The organism is Sporosarcina sp. USHLN248, from assembly GCF_037144575.1.
In the GTDB taxonomy this organism is placed as follows: domain Bacteria; phylum Bacillota; class Bacilli; order Bacillales_A; family Planococcaceae; genus Sporosarcina; species Sporosarcina contaminans.
In genome coordinates this window covers 111919-123224 of the sequence record NZ_JBBCZC010000001.1, presented here as the reverse complement: position 1 = coordinate 123224, position 11306 = coordinate 111919, and the positions used below count along the sequence as shown (strand labels likewise).

General features: G+C 42.2%; 11 protein-coding genes, 1 pseudogene and 1 other annotated feature (1 of these 13 running past the window's edge). Of the genes and pseudogenes, 4 read left to right on the top strand and 8 right to left on the bottom strand.

The genetic code is table 11. The annotated features are described in order from the left end of the window. Nucleotides 1-75: a binding site (T-box leader), on the top strand; it begins 155 nt to the left of the window's first position. A 55-nt stretch (nucleotides 76-130) separates the two neighbouring features. Further along, nucleotides 131-1117, top strand: a complete 987-nt coding sequence (gene trpS, locus WFH04_RS00520; RefSeq protein ID WP_336822086.1) for a tryptophan--tRNA ligase — start codon at nucleotides 131-133, stop codon at nucleotides 1115-1117. Here the strand turns inward: trpS and WFH04_RS00515 are convergent. The 3 genes from WFH04_RS00515 to WFH04_RS00505 all read right to left on the bottom strand — a co-directional run bounded on the left by WFH04_RS00515 (nucleotide 1074) and on the right by WFH04_RS00505 (nucleotide 3710). Next, entirely contained in the window at nucleotides 1074-1292 is a 219-nt protein-coding gene (locus WFH04_RS00515; protein ID WP_336822085.1) for a YuzI family membrane protein, read from the bottom strand. The two genes, trpS and WFH04_RS00515, sit on opposite strands and share 44 nt — an antisense overlap. 106 nt (nucleotides 1293-1398) lie before the next feature. Beyond that, on the bottom strand, nucleotides 1399-2637 hold the full coding sequence (fabF, locus tag WFH04_RS00510; RefSeq protein ID WP_336822084.1) for a beta-ketoacyl-ACP synthase II: 1239 nt from the start codon (nucleotides 2635-2637) through the stop codon (nucleotides 1399-1401). A 140-nt stretch (nucleotides 2638-2777) separates the two neighbouring features. Beyond that, nucleotides 2778-3710, bottom strand: coding sequence for a beta-ketoacyl-ACP synthase III (locus WFH04_RS00505; protein WP_336822083.1), 933 nt, complete (start codon nucleotides 3708-3710; stop codon nucleotides 2778-2780). 187 nt (nucleotides 3711-3897) lie between these two features. Here WFH04_RS00505 and WFH04_RS00500 point away from each other — a divergent pair, with 187 nt between their 5' ends. Further along, nucleotides 3898-4083 (top strand): DUF2929 family protein, encoded by a 186-nt coding sequence (locus tag WFH04_RS00500; RefSeq protein WP_336822082.1) that lies wholly within the window; start codon nucleotides 3898-3900, stop codon nucleotides 4081-4083. Between the two features lie 479 nt (nucleotides 4084-4562). Here WFH04_RS00500 and WFH04_RS00495 read toward each other — a convergent pair whose 3' ends face one another. The 4 genes from WFH04_RS00495 to WFH04_RS00480 all read right to left on the bottom strand — a co-directional run bounded on the left by WFH04_RS00495 (nucleotide 4563) and on the right by WFH04_RS00480 (nucleotide 8735). Beyond that, entirely contained in the window at nucleotides 4563-6710 is a 2148-nt protein-coding gene (locus tag WFH04_RS00495; protein WP_336822081.1) for an ATP-dependent Clp protease ATP-binding subunit, read from the bottom strand. Nucleotides 6711-6830: 120 nt separating this feature from the next. After that, complete coding sequence (gene rraA / locus WFH04_RS00490) at nucleotides 6831-7316, bottom strand: ribonuclease E activity regulator RraA (RefSeq protein WP_336822080.1); 486 nt, start codon at nucleotides 7314-7316, stop codon at nucleotides 6831-6833. Between the two features lie 292 nt (nucleotides 7317-7608). Further along, nucleotides 7609-7917 carry a metal-sulfur cluster assembly factor gene (locus tag WFH04_RS00485; protein ID WP_336822079.1) on the bottom strand — a complete coding sequence of 103 codons (309 nt, stop codon included), beginning with the start codon at nucleotides 7915-7917 and terminating at the stop codon, nucleotides 7609-7611. Between the two features lie 50 nt (nucleotides 7918-7967). Next, nucleotides 7968-8735, bottom strand: a complete 768-nt coding sequence (locus tag WFH04_RS00480; RefSeq protein WP_336822078.1) for a prolyl oligopeptidase family serine peptidase — start codon at nucleotides 8733-8735, stop codon at nucleotides 7968-7970. Nucleotides 8736-8947: 212 nt separating this feature from the next. On the opposite strand from WFH04_RS00480, the gene WFH04_RS00475 reads away from it, so the two are divergent. Together WFH04_RS00475 and WFH04_RS00470 are read left to right on the top strand one after the other, a co-directional pair. Then, on the top strand, nucleotides 8948-9757 hold the full coding sequence (locus tag WFH04_RS00475) for a Cof-type HAD-IIB family hydrolase (protein ID WP_336822077.1): 810 nt from the start codon (nucleotides 8948-8950) through the stop codon (nucleotides 9755-9757). Nucleotides 9758-9783: 26 nt separating this feature from the next. Next, nucleotides 9784-10641 carry a DegV family protein gene (locus tag WFH04_RS00470; RefSeq protein ID WP_336822076.1) on the top strand — a complete coding sequence of 286 codons (858 nt, stop codon included), beginning with the start codon at nucleotides 9784-9786 and terminating at the stop codon, nucleotides 10639-10641. Nucleotides 10642-10782: 141 nt separating this feature from the next. Here the strand turns inward: WFH04_RS00470 and WFH04_RS18430 are convergent. Beyond that, nucleotides 10783-11088, bottom strand: a pseudogene (locus WFH04_RS18430) (IS5/IS1182 family transposase); the annotation flags it as partial. Nucleotides 11089-11306: the final 218 nt, after the last annotated feature.

Sequence of the window (11306 nt, the reverse complement as noted above, 5' to 3'; positions counted from 1 at the left end):
TTAAGGGAAGTGGAGTGGCCTTATGAAGGCTGATTCGGGTGGTACCACGGTTGATCTACATCAGTCGTCCCTTATTTTAGGGATGATTGGTGTTTTTTTATTTTCAAGGAATATTGAGGAGGAATTTTTAATGAAAACAATTTTTTCAGGTGTACAGCCTACCGGTACAGTTACATTAGGGAATTACATCGGTGCTTTCAAGCAATTTACAGAACTTCAACATGAATACGACTGCCGTTTTTGTATCGTCGATCAACATGCGATTACCGTTCAGCAGGATCCAGATGAATTGTCAAAAACGATTCGTTCATTAGCTGCAATCTATATCGCCAGTGGCATCGATCCCGAAAAATCCGTTTTATTTATTCAATCGGAAGTGCCTGCCCACGTACAGGCCGGATGGATGATGCAATGCCTTTCTTATATCGGTGAGCTTGAACGGATGACGCAGTTCAAGGATAAATCTGCAGGCAAAGAAGGCGTATCTGCTGGTCTTTTAACATATCCTCCGTTAATGGCTGCGGATATTCTCATTTACAATACGGATATTGTGCCAGTTGGTGAAGACCAAAAGCAGCATGTTGAGCTCACTCGTGATTTAGCTGAACGGTTCAATAAACGGTACGGTGATGTGTTGACGATTCCTGAAGTGCGTATTCCGAAAAACGGAGCTCGCATTAAATCATTACAGGATCCATTGAAAAAAATGAGCAAATCAGATCCAAATAAAAAAGGTACAATTTCCCTTTTAGATGAGCCAAAGCAAATTGAGAAAAAAATAAAAAGTGCCGTAACAGACTCAGATGGCATTGTAAAATTTGACATTGCTGAAAAACCTGGTGTCTCTAACTTGTTGACGATTGAATCGGCATTAAGCGGCGTTGCAATTGCAGACTTGGAAGCAAAATACGAAGGTTTAGGCTACGGTGCATTTAAAGCAGGCGTTGCCGAAACAGTGATCGGCCACTTGTCCCCATTACAAGATCGATACAACGAATTGCTGCATTCTCCAAAATTGGATGACTATCTTGATTTAGGAGCTGAAAAAGCGAACGCCATTGCCTCTGCGACACTTAAGAAAATGGAGGCAGCGATGGGAATCGGAAGAAGACGGTAAGGTTCAGTACGATCACCGCCATGACAAAAAGTGCAAAATCAGCAGTTTGCAAAATGTACATGAATATTTGTTGATATGTATAGCCTAACGATAAATAATTTAAGTAGAGAATCATATTGGATACAGTAACGACAATAATTCCGTAACTGATTAGAAAGAGGAATACTCTTGTCATGATTCAACGCCCTTTTATTTTTCTACCATCTTATGTCCGTTGGCTGTTTTTAAGACTTTAATAATAAAGGTCCTCTTTTCACTTAGGAAACAGAGGACCTTTTATTTCAATCTATTTTTTTAAACACAAGTGAAGCGTTGTGTCCGCCAAATCCTAAGGAATTGCTCATCGCATATTTGATATCTGCTTTTCTTGCTTCATTGACTACGTAGTCAAGATCGCATTCCGGATCGGCAGTTTCATAATTCATAGTTGGTGGCAACATGCCTTCCTGCAATGCTTTCACTGTGAAGATTGCTTCCAAGCCGCCAGCTGCACCTAATAAGTGGCCAGTCATCGATTTTGTTGAACTCATTGATAGTTTGTAGGCGTGTTCGCCGAATACTGTTTTGGCTGCAATTGTTTCAAATAAATCATTGTAAGGTGTGCTCGTTCCGTGCGCATTTATATAATCGATTTTGTCAGGTGTTATGCCTGCTTCATCGATTGCTTGCTGCATTGCACGTGCCGCACCTTCCCCTTCAGGAGCAGGTGCAGTAATATGGTGGGCGTCACCCGTAGAACCATAGCCAATCAATTCAGCATAGATTTTCGCACCGCGTTTCTTCGCATGCTCGTATTCTTCAAGAATTAGAATACCTGCACCTTCTCCGATTACAAAACCATCCCGGTCTTTATCGAATGGACGCGAAGCTTTTTTAGGATCAGGATTCAATGACAGAGCAGTATTTGAACAGAAACCAGCAACTGCCATTGTAGTGATCGGTGCTTCCGTGCCTCCTGTAATCATTACATCCGCATCGCCACGTTTAATGACCTCAAATGCGTCGCCGATCGAGTTCGTTCCAGATGCACAAGCTGTCACTGTACAAGAGTTAATGCCTTTTGCCCCGAAATGAATGGATACTTGCCCCGAAGCCATGTCAGGAATCATCATCGGCACGAAGAACGGGCTGACACGTCGATAACCTTTTTCAAGGAATGTTTTAAACTGTTGCTCATGTGTCTCCATTCCACCGATCCCCGAACCGATCCAAACACCAGTGCGCAATGCCGTTTCTTCATCCAACTCCAATTCTGCATCCTTCATAGCCATAATGGAAGCTGCCATTGCATAATGCGTAAACCGGTCCATCTTCCGTGCATCTTTACGAGGTATATATTCCTCAATATTGAAATCCTTTACTTCAGCCGCAACTTTCACAGGAAATTGATCTGCATCTAAGCGCGTTAAAGGACCGATTCCAGATTGTCCATTTAACACTGCTTCCCATGACGCTTCAGCAGAATTTCCGACTGGAGAAACCGCTCCAATCCCTGTTACAACGACACGACGTTTTTCCATCTTGAATACTCCCCTTCTCTTTTGCGATCAAATTATTACCTATTGTATAATATCGATCCGTTCATACGCTAATAAAGTGATACCCCAAACGGCAAGGTACATTCATCAGCTACTTATTCAGTAGTCCTATGAAGAAAAAGTTATCTTCCCCACTTTATACATAGGGCTCCCCAAGTCAATCCTCCGCCGAAGCCTACCAATACGATAATATCATCATCCTTCAATTTACCTTCAGCTAAATCATCGTACAACGAAATCGGTATTGAGGCTGCAGATGTATTACCATATTTATGAACAGTCTTAGACATTTTCTCAATCGGCAATCCTAACCGTTCACGCGATGCTTCCATAATTCGGATATTTGCTTGGTGTGGGATTAAATAATCGACATCTTCTGTCGTCAAGCCCGCTTTCTTTGTTACTGCCACAGCTGATTCGCCCATTTGGCGCACAGCAAATTTAAAAACTTCCCGGCCATTCATTTGAATATGCGAATCTTGATAAAGATGTTTTCCACCGCTGCCATCTGCACCTAACTCAAATGATAGTATGCCGCGTCCCTCGCTCACTTTACCAACAACTGCAGCGCCAGCTCCATCGCCAAATAAAACGGCCGTATTCCGATCTTCCCAATCCATAATTTTAGATAATTTCTCAACACCGACTACTAAAACATTTTCATACGTGCCCGCTTCAATAAAATGCTTCGCTGTAACGACACCGTACATGAATCCAGAACAAGCTGCTGAAATATCCATCGCTGCAGCATTTTTTATCCCTAAGCGGTCTTGTATCATCGCAGAAACCGACGGGAATGGACGATCAGGCGTAACCGTAGCAACGATTATTAAACCAATTGTCTGTGGATCAATCCCAGAATTTTGAATAGCGCTTAAAGCTGCTTCGTACGCCATATCAGACGTATCCGTCTCGCTGTCAGCAATTCTTCTTTCCTCTATGCCTGTTCTTGTTCGGATCCATTCATCCGATGTATCCATCCTTTTTTCCAAATCGCTGTTTGTCACGACATGGGAAGGAACAAATTTACCAATCCCAAGAAGACCTGCATTCATTTTCTCATACCCCGTTCCTTATTATCTATTCCTATTACCTGGTGTTAATTATAAAAGATTATTGAGTATTTTTCAATATGATGACACTAATTTGCCAAAGAAAAAAAGTTTTGCCGATTCTTTTGTTTATTGAATGTACAAGCTATGGTATGATGAATGAGGAAATTGTTAAGTCGAGGTGATATCGATGAAATATATTATAACTTTCTTTTGGTCTTTCATTTTAGTGACGATGTTGAACTATGTAGCTGGTTCAATTGCCAGTATCGAAGTATTTGACTTCACAGGCGGCATCATCGCTTCAATTGTTTTATCAATTCTTGTCTTAATGGTAACTGCGGTTATTGGGAACGAGGAAGTAGCAGATCATTAAGAAATGAAACCGTTCCTTTCACAGAACGGTTTTCAGACTGTAGACAAAGTATCTTTTTTACTTTGTCTACAGTCCTTTTAAGGTTTGTAGTCATGAGATAGGTGTTTGCCCAGCTTGGCTTGAAAACGCTTGTCAGACAAGGCGCGAAGTCGAGCGAAGACCCGAATAGAACTTAGGTTCATGAGGGGACGAGCGAGACGAGCAACGCCGTATGCGAGCGTTTGTCAACAAGCTGAAACCGTTCCTTTCACAGAACGGTTTTTTTATATTTCCATCCGATAGGTACTGATCATGCGGGTTCAGACGTGTAATAGATAGATTTTACTGGCGCCAATCGTGTGGGCTCTGGCACCACTTCGTTTTTCTGGCGCGTTGCTCGATTTTACTGGCTCTATTTGAATCAGTTATACGGGCGCTACATAAAAAAGTACATACGAAAAAACACCTGCCACTACGATTGACAGGTGTCTTTCTTCATCTTATACAATTTCCACATCCAACTTTCCATCTTTCATCGTCAAAGAAAGCTTCTGTCCTTCCTTCAATTCACCTTTAATCACTTCTTTGGCGACTGCTGTTTCTACATGTCGCTGAATGAACCGTTTCAAAGGCCGTGCGCCGAAATCAGGATCAGTTCCTTCTTTAACAATCCAATCCAGTACAGCATCGCTATAAATCAGCTCTACTTCTTGCTCCTGCAAACGTTTGACTAAGTCTTCCAATAGCTTTTTAGCGATTAATCGGAAGGTGTCTCCCGACAATGAATGGAAGATAATAATGTCATCCATCCGGTTCAACAGCTCCGGTTTGAAATGTCGACGCAGTTCAGCCATGACAAGGTCTTCTGTCGCATGGTCTTCCGAATCGAACTGGCCTTCCAACAAGAAGGCTGAACCGATATTGGAAGTCATGATAACAACTGTATTCGTAAAATGAACTAATCTTCCTTGGCTATCAGTAATTCGTCCATCATCCAAAATTTGAAGCAAAATATTGGAGACATCAGGGTGTGCCTTTTCGATTTCATCTAACAAAACGACTGAATATGGATTGCGCCTTACCGCTTCTGTCAATTGTCCGCCTTCTTCATAGCCGATATATCCCGGAGGTGCACCTACTAAACGGGAAACACTATGTTTTTCCATATACTCGGACATATCAATTCGGATGAAATGATCTTCCGAATCGAAAAGTGTGGCGGCCAATGTTTTCGCGAGCTCTGTTTTACCGACACCTGTTGGCCCTAAAAATAAGAAAGAACCGATCGGTTTATTTGGATCTTTAATACCTGCACGAGCACGCCAAACTGCTTCCGTCACAAGCTGGACTGCGTCATCCTGGCCGATAACCCTTTCCTCAAGCGTTTCACGAAGGCGCAGTAGCTTTTCTCGCTCTCCTTCTACCAATTTTGTCACTGGGATTCCTGTCCAGCGCGCCACAATCATGGCAATTTCATCCTCCGTTACTTCTTCTCTCAAAAGTCGGTTATCTTGACTATTTGCGAGTGGCGCCTCCAATGTTTGGAGTTCCTTTTCCAACTCTGGAATTTTGCCATATTGGAGTTCAGCGGCTTTATTTAGATCAAACCGGTTTTGTGCATCCTCCAATTCACGGCGATAACGGTCCAGTTCTTCACGCTTCTCTTGGATTTTTCGCAATGCTTCCTTTTCTTTATTCCACTGCTCTCTCATGTCAGCAGAAGAATCTTTCAGATCACGCAGTTCTTCACGCAACGCTTCCAAACGGGTTTGGCTTATTGCATCCTTCTCCTTTTGCAATGCTTGTTCCTCAATTTCAAGTTGCATCATTCTGCGAGTGACAGAATCAAGCTCTTGCGGCATAGAATCAATTTCCGTGCGAATCATTGCGCTCGCTTCGTCAATTAAATCAATCGCTTTATCCGGCATGAAACGCTCTGTTAAATAACGGTCTGACAATGTAGCGGCCGCCACGATTGCTCGATCGTGGATTCGGACACCATGATGCAGCTCGAACCGCTCTTTCAGCCCTCGTAAAATGGATATCGTATCCTCTACAGAAGGCTCCCGCACAAATACTTGCTGGAAACGCCTTTCCAATGCTGGATCTTTTTCAATATATAAGCGATATTCATCCAAAGTCGTTGCACCGATGCAATACAATTCTCCTCGCGCAAGCATCGGCTTCAGCATATTGCCCGCATCCATTGCTCCTTCCGTTTTGCCAGCACCGACAATCGTATGGATTTCATCAATGAAAAGTATAATTTCCCCTTCGCTATCTTTCACTTGCTTCAGTACGCCCTTCAGACGCTCTTCAAACTCACCACGAAACTTTGCCCCGGCAATTAAAGCACTCATATCCAATTCAAATATTTGCTTGTTTTTCAACCCGTCCGGCACATCGCCTTTTACAATCCGTTGCGCAAGTCCTTCCACGATTGCCGTTTTCCCGACTCCCGGCTCGCCAATTAATACAGGATTATTTTTCGTCTTTCTCGATAAAATCCGCACAACATTACGAATTTCTTCATCCCTGCCGATAACAGGATCCATTTTGCCGCTTTTTACATCTTCTACAAGGTTTCGCCCAAATTGTTCAAGCGGTGTACGTTGGTCTTCTTGCACGCCGTCCATTCTCATCTGCATTCACCTCATTGTTTGACTTTGACTATCTTTGATTAATTAAATTATAAGGAGAAATAGCGTTACTGTACATTTTTTTGCTTGCTCTATTCTCCTACCCGCACGATAATCAATAAAACATATTTATGAATGCAATAACTGGCGATTCGCAACAACGATACCATCTTCATCTGCATAAACATAATGGCCTTCGACCCAATCGATATCCCCGAAAAACAAAGACACGCCTCGCTCTCCCTTGCCTTCCTTATTGCTTTTAAAAGGATTCGTGCCTAACGCTAAAATGCCGATATCCATTTCTGATAAGTCTGCGGAATCTCTAACGCAACCATTAATAATGATTCCTGCCGCTTTACGTTCTGTCGCAATGCTCCCTAACTTGTCCCCCAACATTGCACATCTCATCGACCCTCCACCGTCTACGACTAATACGTCTCCTTCTTTTAAAGATTGAAGTGCTTCTTTTACCAAAACATTGTCCTCAAATGCTCTTACAGTAACGATTGGACCTGAAAAACGTTTTCGTTTTCCGAATGAATGGAATGGTGCTGTGCAAAATGATAATTCCTTGGCATATTCATCACATAAATCTGCAGTTTTAAACTCCATGCTGTATTCCCCTTTCAGTGCGATTTGTTTATCAAAAAAAGCTGAATGACAAACGTCAAACAGCCTTTTCTCCCCATCATATAACTTCTTCATAAATAGAACTTGTTCCATAGAAGCTATGCTTGAAATAAATGCCGCTTAATGGAATATCGCAAAAAAATACGCCACGCATTCTATCGCTTGAATCTTTGTCGCTATGGGACAGAAGAAACAGAACGCGAGTGATTGAAAACGACTTGAGCCGCATTTACTGATAGCAATAATCTATTTTAATCTCACAAGACAAGATGGATCATCGTACGCCTAACGCCATTTTTGCATAGCGGGACATTTTGTCGCGTGACCAAGGTGGATTCCAGACAATATTGACATCTACGTCTTTCACCTCAGGAAGCTCAGATAGTTCTTGCTTAATATTCATGACGATTTGCGGACCCATTGGACATCCCATAGAGGTTAGTGTCATGTCCACCTTTGCAGTGCCTTCATCGTCTAAGTCCACATCGTATACAAGCCCTAAATTGACAATATCGATGCCAAGCTCAGGATCGATCACATTTTCAAGTGCACCCATGATGCTGCCTTTCATATCATCATTCATTGATATTCCCCTTTCCGTCCATTATTATCTTCATCATAGCAAAGTTCTGCCTACTCCTTCAAATAACTTGCCAGCCAATCGGATGCTCGCAGCATTGCAGATCTTGATACTGTATGTCCAGCAGATGGTTCAGAGATAAATTGAAATCGCTCTACATCGTCAGCATAATCCTCTTTTACGGCATTGTAAAAATTGAACGTTGGCTCATAAGGAACGACCGAATCTTGTTCTCCGTGATAGAAAAGGACTGGTCTGTGATTCAACGCTGATCGATGCTTCGTCAAATCAAATATAGACAATGTATCCAATAAAGACTTCCGTTCTTCATCCGTGATCGGCAATTTGAATCCGCGTCGTTCAAATTGCGACATTTGCGCTTTTGCGAGTTCAACGAAGCCTGGTGAACCCATCATGACAGCAGCCGCATCGATCCAAGGATAGACCGTTAAGCAACCTAATGTCGTAATGCCCCCCATCGATGTACCTCCAACGGTAATTTTATTCGTACCTCTGGCAGCTAGTTCCTGATGGAGAGTTTTCATTTCCTCAATCGACGTCAATACGATTTCCCAAAATCGGAGGCTCAGTTGGACTTCATCCAAATTTTCATCTCGAACGCCATGGAGATGTGCATCCGGAAGAAGTACTCTCACTCCTTGTTTCGCGATATTATATGCGTAATGTAAATTATGTTCCTTTGCACTTGTAAAACCGTGTAGGAAAATGGCTGTCGGAAGGTTGCTATTTTCAAGATTTTCCTCCACAATATGCAATAATGGAATGTTGCTCCAATTCTCTTCTTTTACAATGACCGTCATGCAAACACCTTCTGTTTCTTTTTTATGAGCGTAACAAAGTTTTATTGAAAAAACAAAGAGAATGGCCGCATGGCGGAATTTTTTGACTTACCCCCTCTTCAAAAGATAAGATAGTATCAATTACATCTTAGTTAGTTGGAGAGGTTTTTTTATTTGAAACGTTATTATTATGCTCTCTTTTAAGAGGGGCAGCTATAGAGGAGGGCATTCATATGAAACCGCATTTAATCGTCCTTGATTTGGATGGAACATTGCTAACCGATGAAAAAGTCATTTCAAAAAAAACTGAACATACATTGAAGAAGGCGAAAGATCATGGGCATCAAGTGATGATTGCAACAGGCAGGCCATACCGAGCTAGTGCCATGTACTACCGTCAATTAGGGCTTGAAACGCCAATCGTCAATTTCAATGGAGCGTTTGTTCATCATCCTACTGATCGTTCTTGGCAAACAATTCATGAAACGATCGCACTTCCTATAGTGTTAGACGTTGTTGAAGCAATGCGCGAGTTTCGACCGCACAACATCGTAGCCGAAGTGATGGATGACGTGTATATGCAATATCACGATGAACAGTTATTGGATATTTTCAATTTCGGGGATCCCGTTATTAGCAAAGGAGATTTAAGGAATTCCTTGAAAGTGGACCCAACGAGTTTGCTCATCCAAGCTGACGCTCAAACAGTCGACCCGATCCGCAAGCACTTGGCAGAAATCCATGCAGAAGCAATCGACCATCGACGCTGGGGGGCTCCTTGGGATGTGATTGAAATTGTTCGACATGGATTAAACAAAGCAGTTGGCATATCCCATGTATCCAAATGGCTTGGTATCCCGAAAGAGCGGATCATCGCTTTCGGAGACGAAGACAACGACCTTGAAATGATTGATTATGCTGGTGTCGGTGTAGCAATGGGCAATGGCATCGACCGGTTGAAATCCATTGCAGATGAAGTAACCTTAACAAATAATGAAGATGGAATCGCAAAAGTGTTGGAAGAGCGTTTGCTTTTAAAATAATATAGAAAAGAATGTGAGGGGTATGTATGAGAATTTTTGCCGATAGTGGCGCAGATTTACCAAAATCATTTTATGACAATAACGATGTAACATTGCTTCCGCTTCGGGTCTTGATTGACGGCAAAGAATATGAAGATGTTGTCGAAATTGATTCCAAAGAAGTATACGCAGCAATCCGCAATGGGAGCCATCCAAAAACTTCTCAAGCTTCACCTGAACTGCTTCATGCTACTTGGAAAGAGTTGGCCGAATCAGGCGATGACGGCATTTACATCGCTTTTTCATCAGAACTGTCTGGAACGTATAACACGGCAGTTATGATGAAAGATCAAGTAAAAGAAGTGAATCCGAATATGAATCTTGTCATCATTGATTCGCGGTGTGCTTCTTTGGGCTATGGTCTATTAGTCGAAGAAGCTGTAAGATTACGTGACGCAGGTGATGACGTTCGGACAATTGAACGGAAAATAAGATATATGGCTGCGCATATGGAGCATCTATTCACAGTTGAGGATCTTGATTACTTAGCTAAAGGTGGACGAGTTTCCAAAGCGAGCGCGTTCATCGGCGGGTTATTAAATATTAAACCGCTGCTACACGTTGAAAACGGTAAATTAGTTCCCATCGAAAAACATCGGGGACGCAAAAAAGTATTAAAAAGATTATTAGATGTAATGGAAGATCGCGGCGTTAATCTGTCCGAGCAAATGATTGGCATAAGCCACGGTGATGATGAAGCAACCGCTCTGGAAATGAAAGCACTCGTAGAGGAAAGATTTCATCCGAAAGCGGTTAATGTTCAAATGATCGGATCGGCAATCGGTGCCCATGCGGGTCCTGGTACAATTGCCATGTTCTTTTTGAATAAAACGAAGGAATCATAATCGAAGAGGCTGTCCAATAAGTCTATGAAATAGAACAGGTGGGGAAAAACGCTTCGTTTTTCTCCACCAGTTCTCGTATTATTCTCATTTACTATTGAATGTAGCTCACGGATGCCAGCCACTTTCAGTAGATTGTGGTTTGCGAGTCTGTTCTTTGATATATGTACCGTATGGAATCAAAAATTCAAAACGTGGCTCCTTGTCTTCACCGACCGCATACAGATAATTTTTTTCGCTGCCATACTCTACATCCGCAATTACTCGTTTAGGCATTGGTAGAGAGGACTTTTCCGACTTTTACAAGTGAGGGATGAAACAGCGGGTGTCTGTGGGACGTAGGGTGATTGTGTAAAAAAGGATGAATTGGTTTTCCATTCCCATCTGTACATTGTAAGCAGGTTTCAGTTGACCGTTTTTCATGTGATCCTCTTTCATCCGCATGAAGGTGCATCGTTGGTATTATAGGGTTTAAATGAGGGCTTGATGTGTCTGTGTCGCTTGGAAATACTTACTTCCATTTCCTCTATTCCCAATGGCAGTTCTGCTATAATCATTCTTAATAATCTTCGGATTGCAATAAAAGTCGTCTTTTCTAGAATGGGGTTTAGTCACTTCTATTTTACAAGATTGGACGATTTTTTTGTATATTTATAGTTTGATGGAAT